This window comes from Pseudomonas sp. Y3 TE3536 (assembly GCF_053629175.1).
In genome coordinates this window covers 2,383,772-2,404,156 of sequence record NZ_JBRJHU010000001.1, presented here as the reverse complement: position 1 = coordinate 2,404,156, position 20,385 = coordinate 2,383,772, and the positions used below count along the sequence as shown (strand labels likewise).

Genomic DNA, 20,385 nt, shown 5'->3' with positions numbered 1-20,385 from the left:
TAATGATTCCCCAAACGGATCCAGACAATGCTCGAGTCAGAGTGAAACGAACCTGCGAACGCAGGTCCATGCAGCGCGCGATTATCCAGCAGGTCGCGTGACAACGCATCAGGCTGGACTAACTATTTATCGTACAAAACCCCTTGTTCTCCTACAAACAAGGGGTTTTTGACCTCATATTTGTAACATAAATGTTACGGGGCCATCATTGACCAGGTGCACCTGCATGTCCGCACCGAAGCGCCCACTCGCCACCTCGGCGTGCTGGCCCTTCGCTTGCGCTAAAAGATAGTCGAACAACTCGGCACCGAGGGCAGGCGGTGCTGCCGTCGAGAAGCCCGGCCGCATGCCGCTGCGCGTGTCCGCCGCCAAGGTGAACTGCGACACCAGCAGCAAACCGCCCCCGACATCCTTGAGCGACAGGTTCATCTTGCCCTGCTCGTCGCTGAACACGCGATAGTTAAGCAGCTTGTGCAACAGCTTATCGGCATGTTCCCGGGTATCTTCAGGTTCGACGGCCACCAGCACCAGCAGGCCCTGGTCGACGGCGCCGACGATCTCGCCGGCCACCTCTACCCGCGCGCCACGCACGCGTTGCAACAGCCCCTTCATGCTTCTTCCAGGGGCAGGTCGAGCAAACGCCGGGCCATCTGGTCGGCGGCGCGCACCAGGGCATCGGTGATGCCGGGTTCGGAGGCCGCATGGCCGGCATCGCGAATGACTTTCAGCTCACTGTTGGGCCAGGCCTGGTGCAGGGCCCAGGCGTTGTCCAGCGGGCAGATCACGTCGTAGCGGCCGTGCACGATCACCGCCGGCAGGTGGGCGATCTTGGGCATGTCGCGGATCAACTGGTCCGGCTTGAGGAAGGCATTGTTCATGAAATAGTGGCATTCGATGCGGGCAATCGACAGCGCCCGCTGCGGCTCGGAGAAGCGGTCGACCACCAACGGGTTGGGGCGCAGCGTGGCCGTACGGCCTTCCCAGGTGGACCAGGCCTTGGCGGCGTGCATCTGGGCGATCTGGTCGTTGCCGGTCAGGCGCTTGTGGAAGGCCTTGACCAGGTCGCCGCGCTCTTCTGGCGGGATCGGCGCAATGTAGTCCTGCCAGTAGTCGGGGAACAGGCGGCTGGCGCCTTCTTGGTAGAACCATTGGATTTCCTGCGGGCGGCACAGGAAGATGCCGCGCAGGATCAGGCCGTGCACCCGCTCGGGGTGGGTCTGGGCGTAGGCCAGGGCCAGGGTCGAGCCCCACGAGCCGCCAAACAGCACCCACTTGTCGATGCCCAGGTGCTTGCGAATGCGTTCCAGGTCTTCGACCAGGTGCCAGGTGGTGTTGTTCTCCAGGCTCGCGTGGGGCGTGGAGCGGCCACAGCCGCGCTGGTCGAAGGTGATGATGCGGTACAGGTTGGGGTCGAAGTAGCAACGGCTCTGCGCGTCGCAACCGGCGCCCGGGCCACCGTGGATGAATACCACGGGCAAACCTTCCGGCGAGCCACTTTCGTCGACATACAGCACATGCGGCGCTTCCACGGCCAGATCGTGCCGGGCGTAGGGTTTGATCTGCGGGTAGAGGGTCTGCATTGCGCACTCCGTGTGAGGATTAAGTCTGCCGTTGGGCATCATAAACCTGAATTGCGCTTTGAGCATGTCCTGTTGCCATCCTTGGCCCTATCACGCTTGCGAGGCGGATGGCGGCGCCCGTCAGCCCGGCAAAAACACATAACTACCTCAGTGGCCCCGGCCTGCTGAACATACTTGCGAGCCCACCCAAGCTTGGAGGCTCTTGTATGAACCCGTCTTCCCCTACCCCCTCGCGCAACACGCCTTTGCACGCCGCACGGATAGGCCACGCCACCCCACAATGGCTGAAGGCTGCCTCCAGCGAGGCATACCAGTCGCTACGCGACGCGCAGGGCAAGGTACCGCCGTGGTTTGCAGCAGCGCTGCAGGATCAACCAGACATCGCACGCGCGCTGGCTCAAGAACATGCCCAGCACCGCAGCCACGCAGCGCAGGTCCAGGCGCTGTTCGCCTCGCTGCCAGACCTGCACACCTTTGCCAGCGAGCAACTCACGCAGGCCATCAAGGCACGCTTCGACCTGGATGTTGAGGTGTCCAGCACCTACCTGGTCGATGCCAGGCTGATCCAGACCGAACACGCAATCGATGCCCGACACGCCGTCGACCGGGCAACCCGGTCGCTCCTGCAATGGGCATTGCACAACTTTGATGCTGACGCGTGCGCAGCGGATGGCATGGATGCGCCCCAGGCCTTGCTGAAAAAGTCGGTGGTGCTGGACCACCGGCGCTTCATGGGCACCGTGCCCTTGACCAATACCGTGGCGATTCCCCCCCACGCGTTCGCCGAGCTGTGCCGTACCTTGGATATCGGCGGGCGCTATCACCAGCAGGTCTATGACATTTACTACCCGGCCCCAACCGGCGACCAAGGGCCCCATGAGGCGGCCCTGCAGGTGTACGAAACGCTCGCCCGTGCCGAGCAATCCGCGTTCAGGCAAAGCCTGCACAGCGCCTGGTTGCAGGGGCATATCAGCCAGGGCTTTTATGACGCGGCGCTGGCCGCCCCGCTGGACGCGCCTCTGCCGCACACGGGCAGCTCACTCACGTTCAGCCTGCTGACATTGTGGGAGGTCGAAATTGTCGGCATGGCAGTGCTGCAGTTGCAGCCCGACAGTGGCTCACAAAACGCCAGGGTCGCACTGTACAACCCCGACGACCCGCACACCCCGCTGAAGGAATACGCCTCTTTCGACGCACTGGAAGCCGCGCTGCGCGACGCGCTCCGACTGGACATCCATTACCTGGACAACTGCCTGGCGGCCCGGGACAAACCGTCGATCCAGCAAAAGCTCCAGGACCGGTTGACCCCCATGGGCTGGAGCACCCGCGGCCTGCATGAGCGGGTCACAGACCCGCAGGCAACGCTCGAACCGATACCGCACAAGGCCAGGTACTCGTTTCTAGGCACCTTGGTGACACAAAAGGTGGCCCGTCATGAAAAGGACGCCCTCTTCCATGCGGTCCCCACCTGGGCTGTCGACCTACTGTCTGCCAAGCGTCACCGAGAGGCCATCGCCGGGAAAATACTGACCACGCTGAACATCGCGGGCTTTTTCGTCCCCGGCCTTGGCGAAGCGATGCTCGCGGTGTGCATCGCGCAGCTGGGTTACGAAGTCTATGAGGGCATCGAAAGCTGGAGCAACGACGACAGGGAGCAAGCCCACCGCTACCTGATCGATGTGATGGAAAACACCGCTACCCTGGCTGCCTGGGCGGCGGCGGGCTATGTCGTGAAGGAAGGGATCGGTGCTGTGCTGGCAGGTAAGCCAGAGGCCCCCGTGCTTGAAATCCCCGAAGTGGATACCCCTTCTTACATCGAGGAACTCGAAGAAGTCGATTTGCCGGATGGCGACACCCGGTTGTGGAAACCCGACCTTGCGCCCTTCGCCCACGATACGCCCTTGCCAGCGGGCCTTGAGCCGGATGAAACCGGGCTGTACAGCCATGCCGGCAAGCGTTGGCTGATGCTGGAGGGCCAGCTGTATGCCGTGAAGCAAACCCCGCCGAGCAATGCCTACCGGATCGAACACCCGCGCAGGCCCCAGGCCTACACACCTGCCTTGCAGCACAACGGCGCCGGCGCCTGGCTGCATGAGCTGGACAGGCCCCTGGCGTGGCAAGGCATGGCGCTGTTCCGGCGGGCCGGGCACCTTTCTGCGGCGTTCGATGAAGCAACAGCGACACGAATCCTGCAGGCCTGCGGTATTGACGAAGCGGTGTTGCGCCGGTCGGTCGCTGACAGCCAGCGCCTGCCCGCGCTGCTGGAAGATACCTTGACCCGCTTCAACCTGGACCAGCAGATCGGGCAATTGCCTGCGGACGCTGAGCCTGGCCTGCCAGGCGCCGAGTTCGAAAGCCGCTATCGCCAGCTACCTGCCACCCAGGCTCCTGGCGCCAGTGTGATCCAGCACATTTATCCACAGCTTCCCGACACCATCACCCAGGAGTTGTTGCGCAACGCCAACCCGCTTGAGCTGCAACAGTTGGTGGCCGGGCGAGTGCCCCTGCGCATTGGGCAAGAGATCCACCTTTATCAGGCGAACGTCCGGCTAACGCGTGCGTATGAAGGGGTGTATCTGCAGAGCCTACGCAACTGGGACACCGATCAACTGGTCGTGCAGACGCTCGGGCAACTGCCCGCCTGGCCAGCCGATACCACCCTCGTGCTTGAACAGCGCCAGCACTCACCTATCCAGCTCACGCGTCTCGGGCCGCCGGACGGACCAGGCCGCACCACGATCGTCAGCGCCAGAGCAGGCTATCTCGTGCTGGGCAATGACCACCCGGATGCACGGGTTGTCACGCACAATTCCCTGTACGGCGCGCTGTTCGAGGTGCTGACTGCCGCTCAACGCGAAGCACTGGGTATCGTCGACGAGCAAGGCCTCAGGCACTTGGTTCAACAGGTGCCGCCGATGCCACGTTCGGCCCTGCGCAAGGTGCTCGGCATGCAACCCGTGCGCCCAGGCTTTCGCTCGCCACTGCGCTTGGCCGATGGCCGCCTTGGCTATCCCCTTGGCGGCATGCGCCACCGCGCCGCAAGCATTTCACGGCACACCTTGCTCAGCTCGATCCGACAGATAGGCCAACACGCCCCCAACCCCCGGCCTGCCGAGCAGATTCTCACCGCGCTGGAGCACAGGGCCCTCACCCGCGCCGACATCGAAGAAAGGCTCAGCACCTTGCTGGAACAACGTGATGAACTGCACAGCCGGCTGGACGACTGGCGACAGATAGCGGCGCTGGCGCCTAGTCAATCCCCGGATGACTTCGAGCGGGTGTTGAATGCAATCGCTCAGCATTGGTACGAACGTGCATTTATGACGCCCACCGACATCGCGCCCCCCCTTCGCCTGGAACGCCTGTCACTGCACGATTTCCCGCTCAACCTGCCGGAATTCTTCACGGCCAACGTCACTGACCTGCAATTGATCGAAACAACCCCCGAAGACTTTGCCGGCTGGAGCCACCACGCCCCCCACCTCAATGGCCTGCTGCGACAGTTCGCAAACCTGCGGTCGCTGGAGATCAGCCGCGCCTACCGGCCTGGGGCCTTGCCTTCGCCGTTTCAGTTCAGCCTGCCGGTGATTGCCCAGCACCTGCCCGCGCTCGAATCGCTGAGCCTGACCCATCAGAACCTCTCGCTGTCCTCGACCGACATCGACAGCCTGGCGGGGCTCACTCACCTGCGCCGGCTGGACCTGAGCGGCAACCGCTTGTCCGAGCAGTACCCCCCGCGTTTCAACGAACTGTCACTCGACTACCTGGGCCTGGACAACCTGGCGCTGGACCACTGGCCAGAGGGGGTTGGGTTCAACGCCGTGACCCAAATACGTCACATTGGGCTGCGCAATAATCAGATCACGATGCTGCCACGCTTCCTGCTGGACAACCGAATCCACCTCGCCGATCACGCCGTGCTCTCACTGCAGGGCAATGCCCTGTTCGAGGACGACCTGCTGCGCGTGATGATGAGCGAAGATGGCCGCGCCTCCCGCTTCGAGGTGGACCGCAGCGAAGCCTTCAGCGCCCGCCTGGCCCTGCAACTGCAACGTCGCCAGCAGTTACGCAATGTGATCGACGACTACGTGAACGCCTCCAGCTCCAGCACGCCGGTCAGCCAGGCCGTGATGGCCACCAGGACCCGTGTGGCAACGGCATTGAACGAATTCTGGCATTACCAGGAGATCGGGCTGACGCGGGCAGCCCTGCGCCTGAACGACATTGCACTCGAGCATTTCCCCAGGCTGTTGCCGCCATTTTTCACCGAACAGGTGCATAACCTTGCACTTGAGCGGGTAAGCGGCTCTACCGCCCAGCTCGACGGGCTGTTCCGCCAGTTCCCGCAGGTGACGCGCCTGTCCGTCGATGCTTATCAGCAGGCAGAGCAGACACTGCCTTCGGCCCTGCTGCGCCTGCCCGGGCTGACTGACATTGCCTTGCGCAACGCTGGCCTGGTGATCGACCAGCAGGTGATCAATACGCTCGGTCGCCTGCCCACGCTTAATTCGTTGGACCTCACAGGCAACCGCATGGGGCTGATCACACAGGCGCCTGAAGCGCTGCAAACGCTGCGCCGCCTCGACCTGAACGCCATGGCCCTGGAACAGTGGCCGAGCTGGGTGGACAGCCTACTGCCGCTAGAGCTGCTAGACCTCAGTGAAAACCGCCTCACCGAATTGCCTGCGCACATCCTGGCCAACCTCGACAACAACTTCCCCATCAGCTCGATCTTGCTGTTCAGCAACCCGCTGAGCGACGAAGCCGTCATGCGCGCTCGCGCGTCCTCGGATAGCCAGCACAGCTTTACCTTTGGCATCGACCTCTCGGACAGCATGAGTGAGTCCTCGACAGAAGGCGCGATGGCCGGCCACTTCCACTTACCCTTCCTGGACCCCGCTGCCGATGCGCCCAACCTGCAGGACTGGCTGCTCGCCTCGGACGTCGAAAACGAAGCCCTGAAAGATTGCTGGGACGCCCTCCAGGCATCGGGCAATGCCGGGAACCTTCTGGCGCTGGTAGGCCGCCTGCGCAATGCCGCCCCTTACCAGAATGGCAAAAGCCGTGTGGCGTTCTGCGCACGGGTGCGCAAGGTGTTGGTGAGTGCGGTGGTCAACCCGGACGACCTTGCGCTGTTCAACCATCAGGCCAATGAGGCACTGCTGCAGGAAAACGGCGACCAGACCTGCCACGACGGCGCCTTGCTGGTGTTCCAGAATATCGAGCTGTATATCGCCAACCAGCGTTTGCAGTTCGATGCGGCAGATACCGAAGGCAACCTCTACCGGGAACTGCGCCGTTTGTATCGCCTGCAGGCACTGGATGAGATCGCCAAAAGCGAGACTGCCCGCCGGGATGAAGCAGAGGTGCGCCTCACCTACCGACGCGAGCTGAACACCCCGCTTGACCTGGGCCAACCCGAAGACACCCTGCGTTACGCGATCAGTGCCAGCATCGATGAGTTGGCGCATGCCGAGCTGCAGGTCCAGCGCGGCGAGCTTGGCGAGGATTTCCTGAATTTTGCGGCCGCCAACGCTCGGTGGGTCCAACATTTGCGCCAGGCCTACGCCGGTCGCTTTGCTGAAATCGAGCACAGCTACCAGGCTCAGGTAGCGGACCTGCCGGATCAGTTTCCGGACAGGCCCCTCGATACCCTTACCGAGGCGTTCACGGCCCTGGAGCGAAGTAAGCAAGCGCGCGAGGCACGCCTGATTCGCGAACTCACCTCGTTCGCCAACCCAGACCGCAGGCCACGTTCCTCGACTGAGTAGCCCCCACCCGGCAACCGTCGCAGGTAACTAATTACCACTTGGCGATAAGCCCCCGCAGACAGACTCCGACACTGACCAATCAATCGGAGTCTCTCATGCCTGCCATCACTGCCCCTGTCGGAATCGTCGGCGACGACGCCATTAACCCCGCCTACTCACTGATCGCAGGGCTCGTCCCCGATTGGTTCAAGGCACTGCCGACGCACCAGCACGCGGCCTTGCGCAGTGCTACCCAGCAGCCGTTGGACTGGTATGAACAGGCATGCCTGCAGATGCCGGAGACCGTCGCGACCTTTCACGCCGAGCATGCCCATTTCCGCTGGCTCGAATCCCAGAAGCAACACGCCTTGGGGCAACTGACCACCCTTGAAGCCTTCGCCGAACCCCTGCTCAAAACAGCCATCACACAGCGTTTTGGGCTGGAGGTGGACGTTCGTCGGGCCGTCCTGTTCCACCCCAAGCTTGCGGACACGCCCTGGTCTTTCGCGAACCTGTCGAAAGACCCAGCAGTGGAGGCCGCCGCCGCCGTGCGCCGAGCCACCCAGCCCTTGCTGACCGCCGCGCTGCAAAACTTCGTGGCTGGCGACACTCAGGCTGGGGGGATGGACCTGAGGCGCATGAAAGCAGTCATCTACGACCCCGCCAATGAGGACCACACGCTGGCGATCGCCCCCCATGAATTCGCCGCACTGTGCCGGGAACTGGACCTGGGCGGGCAGTACCAGAAAACCCTCGAAGCCGTGTTCAACCCCGCCTCTTCGGCCGACCAGGCGCCGGGTGCAGCCGCCTTCAATCAGCTCGGCCTGCTCAAACGGTGCGAAAGCTCGACGCTGAAGCTGCATGCCTGCGTGGCGTACATGAAAAAGCACATCAGTGAACGCACGTACGGTTTGCTGCTGGACGTTGCGGATAACAAGCGCGTTGTGCAAGACGCCAGCCCACTGCTGAGCCGTAACCTGCAACTGCGGGATGTCGACCTGACCGGCGTGGTGGCCATCGGCCCGTCGGACGACCAAGGCGGCCTGCGCGGGCCCTTCACGGTCTACATTCCCGAAGACCCAGTGTGCCCTCTCAAGGAGTACACCTCCACGCTCGACTTCGTCAGCGACTTGCGCGACCGAATGTTCAGCCCAGGCTACCTGGACTTCTTCCGTGGCCTGGTGGCCGATGAGCAAGCCGACGCCCTGTTCGCCACCCTTACCGATCGCCTCTATCCGCTGGTATGGGCCGAGGGCGGACAACTGAAGGTTCGCCGCCCGGACCGACAGGCCAAGCTGCACGTGCGCATGCACGACTACAGCCAGTCATTCCTGACCGAGTTCACCCGGCGCAAGGTTCGAAAACTGCAAATGGATGCGCTTTACCATGGCGTGCCCACTGCGGTGATGGACGAAAAGGTACTGGAAGCCCGGCTCGCGTATTTCGCCGGCGGGGTGCTGCAGGCACTGAACATCGGCGCCTTCTTCGTGCCCGTGCTGGGCCAGGTGATGATGGTTGTCACCACCGTTCAGCTGGCCTATGAAAGTTACGAGGGTATCGAAAGCTGGAGCCGTGGCGAGCGTGAGCAGGCCTTTGGTTACCTCATGGACGTGGTCGAGAACGTCGCCTTGTTCGCCGCACTCGGCGCCGCTGGTGCCGGTGCTGGCACCACGCCCGCCCTCGAGCGGATACCGGTCGAAACCCCATCGTTCATCGAAGAGCTGCAAAGCGTTACCTTGGCCAATGGCAAGACACGCCTGATCAAGCCCGATATCACGCCCTTTGCCCATGACATCCTGTTGCCCGCCGGCTTGAAACCTGACGCGTTCGGCCTCTATCACTACCAGGGCAAGACTTGGCTGGCGCTGGAAGACCGCGTCTATTCAGTCAAGACCTCGCCAGGCAATCCACCCCAACAGCGCATTGAGCACCCAACCAAAGCCATCAGCTACGAGCCCTTGCTGCGCCATAACGAAACCGGTGCCTGGCAGCATGAGTTCGAGCGCCCGCGCCAATGGCAGGGCCACACGCTGTTCCGACGCCTGGGGCCTTCGGCCAGCGGGTTCTCTGAAGAAACCGCCCGACGCATCCTCGCCGTCAGCGATACCCATGAAACCGTCCTGCGCCAGGTCCTGACCGAAAACCAGCGCCCGCCAGCACTGCTGGAAGACACCCTGCGCCGCTTCAGGCTCGATCAGGAAGTGTCACAGGACTTGGCCGGCACAGACGCGAACACACGTATCACTGCCTTTCAAACGCGCTACCAGACACCGCCCGTCGATCAAGCCCCCAGCACCCAGACCATTACCCGCCGCTACCCCGCGCTGCCCGTTGGTATCGCGGACGAGTTGGCACGCCATGCCAGCCCAGCGGAGCTGGAGCAGTTGCTGGCGGGCAAGGTGCCGTTGCGTCTGGCTCAAGAAATCCATACCTACCAACAGCAGGTACGCCTGGCGCGCGCCTACGAGGGGCTCTACCTCGACAATGTGAACAACCCGGACACCGACAGGCTTGTTTTGCACAGTGTGGCGCGTTTGCCTGGCTGGGCTGACGATATCTGCATCGAGGTCCGCCAAAGCAGGTTCACCGGCCCCTTGATCGATCAGGTAGGCGCGCCAGACGGGCCTGTTCGCAAAGTGCTGGCTCAACACGCCGATGGCTACCAGGCCTACGATGGCGAAGGGCACGAACTGCATGGGCGCGACACGCTCTACTCGGCCATCTTGCATGCTTTGCCCGACGCGAACCGGGCAGCGTTGGGCTTTCCCAATACCTGGGAAGGCCCCGCGCTCAAGCAGCACGTGCAGCAGTTACCGTTACTGCCACGGCCCGCGTTGCGCAAGGTGCTCCACATGCAACCGGCCAAACCAGGCGCAAACTCGCCCATGCGCCTTGCCGACGGACGAGTGGGCTACCCATTGAGCGGCCGCGGCACGCTCGCCAGCACGGTCTTGAGGGAAGACCTGCTGTATCTGATTCGGCTGCTGGCGCTTGAGCAAGACACGCAGAGCGCCGAAGCGGTACTGGCCGCCCTGGAAGGCGCAGGGCTGTCACGCGTGCAGATCAGCGAGCGCTTGAATGAGCTGATGGCCGAGCGTGATGCCCTGGATCAGAGCCTGACCGCCTGGAGCGACGCAGCCCTTGATCTGCCCGACCTGAACAGGCGCCTGGACAGCCGGACCCGCATTCAGGACGCCCTATGGCAGCATTGGCAGGCCACCCACCTACCGGAAATTGGGCGGGGCGCTGCCACGCTGCGCCTGGAGCGCATCCTGCTGATCGACTATCCCGCACAGCTACCCGCCTTTTTCGAGCAACGCATCGTGCGCTTGCAGCTGGTTGATTACCAAGGCACGGGCCTGCTGAACTCGCACACCCTGGGCGCGAACATCGGCCCGGAACTGCAGGCGGTAGACAACTTCCTGCAGCGCTTCCGGCACCTCACATCCCTGGAAGTCAGCAGCCCTCAAGGGCTCACCTACAGCACCTTGAACCTGCAACCCCGGCAGGCGTTTGCGACACTGCGCGAGCTGCGGCTGCACGACACGCGCCTGGGCCTGAGTGGCGGTTACATCGCAGGGTTGAGTGACCGTTTCCCAAACCTGGAGGTGCTCGACCTGAGTGGCAGCCCGATCAACTACTTCGAGGACACGCCGAACATCGGTAATGTCCGTTTACGTTATCTCGGCCTGGACCGCACAGGCCTGGCACGCTGGCCTGCGTGGCTCAACAGCCAATCGCTCGCCATGATCGATCACCTTTCCATGCGCGATAACGCGCTGACCAGCGTGCCGGACGAGATCGCCCTCGCACCACTAACAGCACAACCACGTGGGCGCATATCCCTGCAAGGCAACCTGCTATCGCGCCAGGCCATTCTAACGCTGTTGGCTGATCAGGCACCCGAGGCGAGGCAGTTCGAACTGGCATTCGACACCCCTCCCAGCATTCAGCAAAGTGCGCAGGCCTACCGGCGGGATCAGCAGGAGGTGCTGGCCATCTTCGACAACTGGGCCAATGCCTCAAGCTCGTCCAACCCCTTGAGCGAACAGGCAACCGCAGCCAGAAGGCAAATCGGCGAGGCATGGCTCACATTCATGCGCACTGACTTCCTGGGGACCACGGGCCCGTTGCAGTTAACCGACATTTCGCTGAGTAACTTCCCACCGCAATTGCCGCCGCACCTGTACGCCCGCGTGCGCGAACTACAGCTGCTGCGCATGACCGCCACCCGCGAGCAGCTCGACAGGCTCCTGGGGCACTTCACACAACTGGAAGCACTCACCCTCGATGGCCAGGTTGCACCGACTGGCGCGCTTCCCAACTTGCTTGCGTCCTTACCGGACCTACACCACCTGACAATCCGTATAGAGGGTGGTCAGATCGATGACGACGCCATGGCAATGTTCGCGCGCATGCCCCAGTTAGAATCGCTCAATCTGGAAGGCAACCGCCTGGCCGCCTCTTTCGACAATGAGAATCTGCGCACGCTGGGCCATCACCTGACCCGGCTCACCTTGGCCAACACCGGCCTGCAAACGTGGCCGGAGTGGGTGGATAACCTTCTGCCCCTGGACATTCTGGACCTCGACGACAACCAGATCGTGAACCTGCCGGACCACATCCTGTACAACCCTCGCAATGACCATGCGCACACGGAAATATCCCTGCGTGGCAACCCGCTGAGCGATTTCACGATGTCCCGCGCCCATGGCTCTGAAGCGCGTAACAGGTCGTACAGTTTTCTGATGGACCTGCCCGACGAAATTCTTCAGGAGCATTGGCGCGAGCGTCACGACTCGGACAGTGAGTCCGATGACAGCGACGATGATGACAGCGTCAGTTCCGGCGACCATGGCCATGCCCACAGCCCCGCCCTGGAACCTGAAATGGATGCCCCCGACGTCGACGACTGGCTCATGGCAAGCGTGGAGGAAAACGAGGCGCACCGCACGGTGTGGGAGACGTTGCAGCAGGGCGGCGAAGCGCCGGCATTGCTCGAACTGGTAGGCCGCCTGGCGCACACGGCCTCGTATCGCACACTGGCCACCCGCGCCGATTTCGTCGCGCGCGTCTGGCGCATTCTGGAGGTCGCCGGCAACAGCGCCGAGGAACGTGCACTGTTCAACGGCATGGCCTACGCGGGCGTCGAGCGCAATGGTCAAGGGCTATACCAGACCTGCCACGACGGCGCCTGGCTGGTGTTCAACCAAATGGAAATCAAGGTCTTCACCGAGCAGGCGCTCAAGGCGCTGCCCGAGCAGTCTCGCGGCCAGGCACTGTATCGGCTGGTACTGCGCCTCTATCGGTTGGAGGCCGTCGAAACCATCGCCCGCGAACGGGCCGGTACCAGGGACGAGGCCGAAGTGCGCATGGCCTACAAGCTGAACCTGGCAGAGGCTTTGGAACTGCCGCTGGCACCCAAGAAAATGCTCTATCAGGCCTGCGCCAACGTCAGTCCCGCAGAGCTGGATGCTGCTCGCACGCAGGTACTTGCAGATGAAAGTGGCGACCCGTTCCTGACATTTGCCGCCCGGCAAGATGCCTGGGTCGACTACCTGCGGGAAACCTATGCGGAGCGTTTCGCCGTATTGGAGCAAGACTACCAACAGCGCGTGCTGGATGCGCCAGATGAAACACGGGAGCCCGGCGGTGCCAGCCCGACCCTGGAAGCACTGGCGCCGCTGTTCGAACGCCTGAAGCTCGAATACGAACAGAAGGTCGCCAACCTGATACGCGAACTGACTATCACCGAAAGCTACAGGTACGCTTGACGACCGTTGAGCGGCGCGCTGCGCCGCTCGACATCCGCTTACCTTCCGTAGCGCTCCCGGCCCCAGGCCAGCAGTGTCTCAAGCAGCGCGCGCAGCACTGCTTGAGTCGGCTGCGCCAGGTCTTCGCGGTACGCGAAGGGCTCCACTTCTTCCATGTAGGTGCTCTGCGCCAGTTCCAGCTGCACAGCATGAATGTGCTCGGCCGGGTTACCGTAATGCCGGGTGATATGCCCGCCTTTGAAGCGCCCGTTCAGCACATGACTGTAACCCTGTACCTCAGCGCACGCCCCCTGCAGCCGCTCGGCCAGCTCGGCATCGCAACTGGCGCCGTTGAAGGTGCCCAGGTTGAAGTCCGGCAGCTTGCCGTCGAACAGGTGCGGGATCAGCGAGCGGATCGAGTGGGCATCCCACAGCAAGGCGTAGCCGAATTCCTTGCGTAGGCGCGCCAGCTCGCGCTGGATCGTCTCGTGATAAGGCCGCCAGATCTGTTCCAGGTAGACCTTGCGCTCGTCCGCGGAGGGTTCCTTGCCGTGTTTGAACAGCGGCTCACCCTCGAACAGCGTGGCCGGGTACAGCCCCGTGGTGGCCCCGGCGTACAGCGGCTTGTCGTCATCCGGGCGGTTCAGGTCGATGACGAAGCGTGAATACTCCGCCGCCACTACGCTGGCACCCAGCTCACGGGCGAAAGCGTACAGGCGCGGGATGTGCCAGTCGGTGTCGGGCAGGCTCTGCGCCTGGTCGACCAAGCCCTCGCGCACGGCCTGGGTCAAGCCCAGCCCGGCGTGGGGCATGCTGATCAGCAGGGGCAGGCGGCCCTGGTGAAAACTCAGTACCTTGTCCATTGCGCCTCGCTCAATTGGATATTTCATGGCCCCGGCGCACCACGCGCTTGGGCAGGTCGCCGCCGAGCCAGTAGGCCAGGTCGGCGGGGCGTTCGATTTGCCAGGCGACGAAGTCGGCCACCTTGCCCACTTCAAGCGAGCCGTGGCTGTCGCCCAGGCCAAGCGCCGTGGCGGCATGGGTGGTCACGCCAGCCAGCGCTTCTTCCGGGGTCATGCGGAACAGCGTGCAGCCCATGTTCAGCATCAGGCGCAGCGACAGCCCTGGCGAGGTGCCGGGGTTGAGGTCACTGGCCAGGGCAATGTTCACCCCGTGGCGGCGCAAGGCCTCCATCGGCGGCAGCTGGGTCTCGCGCAGGAAGTAGAAGGCGCCCGGCAGCAGCACGGCAACAGTGCCGGCCGCGGCCATGGCAATGGCGTCTTCCTCGGTCATGAACTCCAGGTGGTCGGCCGACAGCGCCTGATAGCGCGCAGCCAAACTGGAGCCGTGCAGCGACGACAACTGTTCGGCATGCAGTTTGACCGGCAGGCCCAACTCATGCGCCTTGATGAATACCCGCTCGACCTGGGCCGGGGAGAACGCCAGGTGTTCGCAGAAGGCATCCACGGCATCCACCAGGCCCTCTGCGGCCAAGGCCGGCAGCATCTCGTCGCAGATGTGGGTGATGTAATCGTCGGCCCGGCCAGCGTACTCCGGCGGCAGGGCATGGGCCGCCAGGCAGGTGGCGCGCACCGACAGCGGCAATTCGTCGGCCAGGCGCCGGGCCACGCGCAGCATCTTGCGCTCGTTGGCCAGGTCCAGGCCGTAGCCGGACTTGACCTCGAGCGTGGTCACGCCATCGCGCATCAGCGCCTGAACCCGCTGGCGAGCACTGGCGAACAGTTCATCCTCGCTGGCCGCACGGGTGGCCCGCACGGTGCTGGCGATGCCGCCGCCTTGCGCCGCAATTTCGGCATAGCTCACGCCTTGCAGGCGCTGCTCGAACTCGCCGCTGCGGTTGCCACCGAACACGGCGTGGGTGTGGCAGTCGATCAGGCCAGGAGTGACCCAGGCGTAGCCCAGGTCCACCGTACGCTCAGCCTCGACCGGCCGCAGCTCGCTGCGGGGGCCGATCCATTCGATCAGCCCGGCGCAGGTGACGATCGCCGCGTCCTCGATGATCGCGTAACGGCCGTCCACCATGGTTGCCGCATGGCAGTGCTGCCAGAGGGTTCTCATTTGCAAATCTCCTGTACTAGCGGTGCAGCTCGGCCGGCGCCTGGGCCGCCTTGCCCTGCCCTGCCCGCGGCTTGCACCACAGCAGGTAGGACGCGACCAGGAACACCACCCAGACGACACCGACCAGCAACGCGGCCTGGGTATCCGGGAAGTAACCGAGCACGCCAAAGATGAACACCATGAACGCGATGGCCATGGCGGGGCCATACGGCCAGAACGGTACCGGGAACGCGAGCTGCGCGGCTTCTGCGCGGCTCATGCTGCGGCGCATGGCGACCTGGGTGACCAGGATCATCAGCCACACCCACACGGTGGCGAAGGTGGCGATCGAAGCGATCAGCAGGAACACGTTCTCGGGGATCAGGTAGTTGAGCAACACCCCAACCAGCAGCGCCGCGCCCATGACCACCACGGTCATCCACGGCACGCCATGCTTGGACAGCTTGCTGAAACCACGCGGGGCGTGGCCTTGCTGGGCCAGGCCATACATCATGCGGCCGGCGCCGAAGATGTCGCTGTTGATGGCCGAAATCGCAGCGGAAATCACCACCACGTTGAGCACTGCCGCTGCCGAACCGATCCCCAGGTTGCTGAAGATCTGCACGAACGGGCTGCCTTCGCTGCCGATCTGCGGCCACGGGTACAGGCACATCAGCACGAACAGGGTCAGCACGTAGAACAGCAGGATGCGCAGTGGCACGGCATTGATGGCCTTGGGGATGACCCGTTGTGGGTCCTTGGCCTCACCGGCGGTCACGCCGATGATTTCGATACCGCCAAAGGCAAACATGACCACCGCGAAGGAGGCGATCAGGCCACCGACACCGTTAGGCATGAAGCCGCCATGCTCGACCAGGTTGCTCAAGCCGACGGCATGCCCGGTGCCCACCTGGCTGAAGCCGAAGGCCATGATGCCGAGGCCGGCGAGGATCATCGCGACGATGGCGCCGACCTTGAGCAGCGACAGCCAGAATTCCATTTCGCCGAACACTTTGACGTTGCACAGGTTCAGGCCGCCAATCAGGAAGACGATGCCCAGTACCCAGATCCAGCGGGCCACTTCAGGGAACCAGAAGCCCATGTAGATACCGAAGGCGGTCACGTCAGCGATGGCGACGATGACCATTTCGAAGGCGTAGGTCCAGCCGAGGATGAAGCCGGCCATAGGGCCGAGGTAGGTCGTGGCGTAGTGGCCAAAGGAGCCGGCGACAGGGTTGTGCACGGCCATCTCGCCGAGGGCGCGCATGACCATGAACACGGCGGCGCCGCCGATCAGGTAGGCCAGCAGCACGGCGGGGCCTGCCATCTGGATGGCAGAGGCGGAACCGTAGAAAAGCCCGGTACCGATAGCGGAGCCGAGCGCCATGAAACGGATGTGCCGGGCCGATAGCCCGCGCTTGAGACCTTGAGCTTGTTGCATGTCACGTCCTAATTTTGTTTTTGTGGTCGTGAGATCGAGGGCGCTGCGTTGCAGCCCATTCGCGGGGCAAGCCCGCTCCCACAGGAACGACACAGGTCTGAAATCTGCGGGGCTGCTGTGGGAGCGGGCTTGCCCCGCGAATGGGCCGCAACGCGGCCCCAAAGGCATTACAGGCTAGGCAGAACCCCAGCCGGCAGCAGCCCGGTCAGGCTGCCCTTGGCCAGCAGTTCGACGGCCTTCTCGATATCCGGCGCAAAGAACCGGTCGCGGTCGTAGTGCGGCACTTCGCTGCGCAGCGCCTGACGCGCCTGCTCCAGCTTGGCGGAGGTCTTCAGCCCTTTGCGCAGGTCCAGGCCCTGGCAGGCGCCCAGCCATTCGATGGCCAGCACGCCACGGGTGTTCTCGGCCATTTCCCACAGGCGCTTGCCCGCCGCCGGGGCCATCGACACGTGGTCTTCCTGGTTGGCCGAGGTGGGCAGGCTGTCGACGCTGTGCGGGTGCGACAGCGCCTTGTTCTCGCTGGCCAGCGCAGCAGCGGTGACCTGGGCGATCATGAAGCCGGAGTTGACCCCACCGTTTTCCACCAGGAACGGCGGCAGTTGGGACATGTGCTTGTCCATCATCAGCGAAATGCGGCGCTCGCTCAGCGAGCCGATTTCGGCGATGGCCAGGGCCAGGTTGTCAGCAGCCATGGCCACCGGTTCGGCGTGGAAGTTACCACCCGAGATCACGTCACCTTCAGCCGCGAACACCAGCGGGTTATCCGACACGGCGTTGGCTTCGATGCCCAGCACTTCGGCAGCCTGGCGCAGCTGGGTCAGGCAAGCGCCCATGACCTGTGGCTGGCAGCGCAGCGAGTACGGGTCTTGGACCTTGTCGCAGTTCTTGTGCGATTGCGAGACTTCGCTGGTTTCACCCAGCAGGTCGCGGAAGCACGCGGCGGTGTCGATCTGGCCACGCTGGCCACGCACGGCATGCACCCGTGCATCGAACGGCGAACGCGAGCCCAGCGCCGCTTCCACGGTCAGGCCACCACAGGCAATGGCGGCGGCGTACAGGTCTTCGGCGTAGAACAGCCCGCGCAAGGCGTAGGCCGAGGACGCCTGGGTGCCGTTGAGCAGGGCCAAGCCCTCTTTGGCGGCCAGGGTCAGAGGTTCCAGGCCAGCAACGGCCAGGGCTTCGGTGGCCGACAGCCACTGGCCCTTGTAACGCGCCTTGCCTTCGCCGAGCAGCACCAGCGACATGTGCGCCAGCGGTGCCAGGTCGCCGGATGCACCGACCGAGCCTTTGAGCGGGATGTGTGGGTAGACTTCAGCGTTGACCAGGGCGATCAGTGCATCGATCACCTTGCGGCGGATACCGGAGAAACCACGGCTGAGGCTGTTGATCTTGAGCACCATGATCAAGCGCACCAGGTCGTCGTCCAGCGGCGCGCCGATGCCGGCGGCGTGGGACAGCACCAGCGAGCGCTGCAGGTTTTCCAGGTCATGGCTGGCAATGCGGGTCGAGGCCAGCAGGCCGAAACCGGTGTTGATGCCGTAGGCGGTGCGGTCTTCGGCAAGAATCTGTTCGACGCAGGCAACGCTGTCGTTGATCGGCTGGTCGGCGCTGGCATCCAGGCGCAGGCGCACGGGTGCGGCGTGGATCGCGCGCAGCTGGGCCAGGGTCAGGGTGCCAGGCTTAAGGGTCAGTTCGGTCACTTCGCTACTCCATTCTGTCGGGGCCCGCAGGCCCCTTCTTGTTGTTCAGTATCTCTCAAAGTGCAGCGATCAGCCCGTGATCATTGGCAGGTCGAGGCCTTGCTCTTTGGCGCAATCGACGGCGATGTCGTAGCCGGCGTCGGCATGGCGCATAACGCCGGTGCCTGGGTCGTTGGTCAGCACGCGGGCGATGCGCTCGGCGGCTTCATCGGTACCGTCGCAGACGATGACCATGCCCGAGTGCTGCGAGAAGCCCATGCCTACGCCGCCGCCGTGGTGCAGTGACACCCAGGTGGCGCCGCTGGCGGTGTTGAGCAGGGCATTGAGCAACGGCCAGTCGGAGACGGCGTCGGAGCCGTCACGCATGGCTTCGGTTTCGCGGTTGGGGCTCGATACCGAACCGGAGTCCAGGTGGTCGCGGCCAATCACGATCGGCGCCGACAGCTCGCCGCTGCGCACCATTTCGTTGAACGCCAGGCCCAGCTTGGCGCGCAGGCCCAGGCCGACCCAGCAGATACGCGCTGGCAGGCCTTGGAAGCTGATGCGCTCGCGGGCCATGTCCAGCCAGCGGTGCAGGTGGGCGTCGTCGGGGATCAGTTCTTTGACCTTGGCGTCGGTCTTGTAGATGTCATCGGCTTCGCCAGACAGCGCGGCCCAGCGGAACGGGCCTACGCCGCGGCAGAACAGCGGGCGAATGTAGGCCGGTACGAAGCCTGGGAAGTCAAAGGCGTTGGCCACGCCCTCTTCCTTGGCCATCTGGCGAATGTTGTTGCCGTAGTCGAAGGTCGGGATGCCCTGCTTCTGGAAGTCGAGCATGGCCTGTACGTGCACAGCCATGGACTGCTTGGCAGCCTTGACCACCGCAGCCGGTTCGGTCTGCGCGCGGTCGCGGTACTGCTCCCAGGTCCAGCCGGCCGGCAGATAGCCGTTGAGCGGGTCGTGGGCGCTGGTCTGGTCGGTGACCATGTCCGGGCGCACGCCACGCTTGACCAGCTCAGGCAGGATTTCAGCGGCGTTACCGTGCAAGGCGATAGAGATGGCCTTGCCTTCGGCGGTGTACTTGGCGATGCGCGCCAGGGCGTCGTCGAGGTCGTTGGCCTGCTCGTCGACGTAGCGGGTTTCCAGACGGAAATCGATACGGCTCTGCTGGCATTCGATGTTCAGCGAGCACGCGCCGGCCAGGGTCGCGGCCAGTGGCTGGGCGCCGCCCATGCCGCCGAGGCCTGCGGTCAGTACCCACTTGCCTTTGAGGCTGCCACCGTAGTGCTGGCGGCCGGCCTCGACGAAGGTTTCATAGGTGCCCTGGACGATGCCCTGGCTGCCGATGTAGATCCAGCTGCCGGCGGTCATCTGGCCGTACATGGCCAGGCCCTTGGCATCCAGTTCGTTGAAGTGTTCCCAGTTAGCCCAGTGCGGCACCAGGTTGGAGTTGGCGATCAGTACGCGGGGGGCGTTGCTGTGGGTCTTGAACACGCCGACCGGCTTGCCCGACTGCACCAGCAGGGTTTCGTCGTCTTCCAGGCGGGTCAGGGTCTCGACGATCTTGTCGTAGCAGGCCCAGTTGCGGGCAGCGCGACCAATACCACCGTAGACCACCAGTTCTTTCGGGTTTTCGGCGACCTGCGGATCGAGGTTGTTCATCAGCATGCGCAGTGGCGCTTCGGTCAGCCAGCTTTTGGCGGTCAGCTTGTTGCCACGTGGGGCACGGATTTCAACGTCACGGTATTTGTTGTTGTCGGTCACGGGAAGGGTCCTCTGCGGTCGTCCGCGGGCAGGTGTGTCGTGGTCAATATACAAACACACCTTTACTTGTATGTACAAGCATGGACAACCAAAATATTTGGACCTGTTCGCTCCTGGCTTGAGTTGTGCGGTGGTGCATAGACCGAGCGCCGCCTGCGCGGCGCATCGCGAGCAACGCTCGCTCCTACGTTTGTTTCGGGCCAATTATTCCTGAGGTAAACGCGCGCGACCGCCTTGTTAGTTCGACGCGATATCGCGCCATGCGCAAAGGCGATCGCGCGTCTGTTACAGGTGTTACTGGCCAAAAACAAACGTAGGAGCGAGCGTTGCTCGCGATGCGCCGCGCGGGCGGCGCTCGGT

At 63.6% G+C, this 20,385-nt stretch carries 9 protein-coding genes; 2 read left to right on the top strand and 7 right to left on the bottom strand.

What is annotated here, in order from left to right; translation table 11 throughout:
- Positions 1-174 precede the first annotated feature (174 nt).
- On the bottom strand, positions 175-612 hold the full coding sequence (gene dtd / locus AB7M33_RS10815; protein WP_186677192.1) for a D-aminoacyl-tRNA deacylase: 438 nt from the start codon (positions 610-612) through the stop codon (positions 175-177).
- A complete protein-coding gene (gene pip, locus AB7M33_RS10810) occupies positions 609-1,580 on the bottom strand; it encodes a prolyl aminopeptidase (RefSeq protein WP_027592401.1) in 972 nt (323 codons plus the stop codon). Before pip ends, dtd begins: the two co-directional genes overlap by 4 nt.
- 206 nt (positions 1,581-1,786) lie before the next feature.
- On the opposite strand from pip, the gene AB7M33_RS10805 reads away from it, so the two are divergent.
- Both AB7M33_RS10805 and AB7M33_RS10800 read left to right on the top strand, forming a co-directional pair.
- A complete protein-coding gene (locus AB7M33_RS10805) occupies positions 1,787-7,351 on the top strand; it encodes a dermonecrotic toxin domain-containing protein (protein ID WP_454242829.1) in 5,565 nt (1,854 codons plus the stop codon).
- Positions 7,352-7,446: 95 nt separating this feature from the next.
- Positions 7,447-13,104 (top strand): NEL-type E3 ubiquitin ligase domain-containing protein, encoded by a 5,658-nt coding sequence (locus tag AB7M33_RS10800; protein WP_454242828.1) that lies wholly within the window; start codon positions 7,447-7,449, stop codon positions 13,102-13,104.
- A 38-nt stretch (positions 13,105-13,142) separates the two neighbouring features.
- On the opposite strand, the gene hutG is transcribed toward AB7M33_RS10800, so the two are convergent.
- The 5 genes from hutG to hutU form a co-directional block, all read right to left on the bottom strand.
- Complete coding sequence (gene hutG, locus AB7M33_RS10795; RefSeq protein WP_265969953.1) at positions 13,143-13,946, bottom strand: N-formylglutamate deformylase; 804 nt, start codon at positions 13,944-13,946, stop codon at positions 13,143-13,145.
- Positions 13,947-13,956: 10 nt separating this feature from the next.
- Positions 13,957-15,162 carry an imidazolonepropionase gene (hutI, locus tag AB7M33_RS10790; RefSeq protein WP_265969954.1) on the bottom strand — a complete coding sequence of 402 codons (1,206 nt, stop codon included), beginning with the start codon at positions 15,160-15,162 and terminating at the stop codon, positions 13,957-13,959.
- A gap of 16 nt (positions 15,163-15,178) precedes the next feature.
- On the bottom strand, positions 15,179-16,582 hold the full coding sequence (locus AB7M33_RS10785) for an amino acid permease (protein ID WP_265969955.1): 1,404 nt from the start codon (positions 16,580-16,582) through the stop codon (positions 15,179-15,181).
- 167 nt (positions 16,583-16,749) lie between these two features.
- Positions 16,750-18,282: a histidine ammonia-lyase gene (gene hutH, locus AB7M33_RS10780; protein ID WP_027592396.1), complete on the bottom strand. Its 1,533-nt coding sequence runs from the start codon at positions 18,280-18,282 to the stop codon at positions 16,750-16,752.
- Between the two features lie 69 nt (positions 18,283-18,351).
- A complete protein-coding gene (gene hutU / locus AB7M33_RS10775) occupies positions 18,352-20,025 on the bottom strand; it encodes a urocanate hydratase (protein WP_027592395.1) in 1,674 nt (557 codons plus the stop codon).
- Positions 20,026-20,385 lie beyond the last annotated feature (360 nt).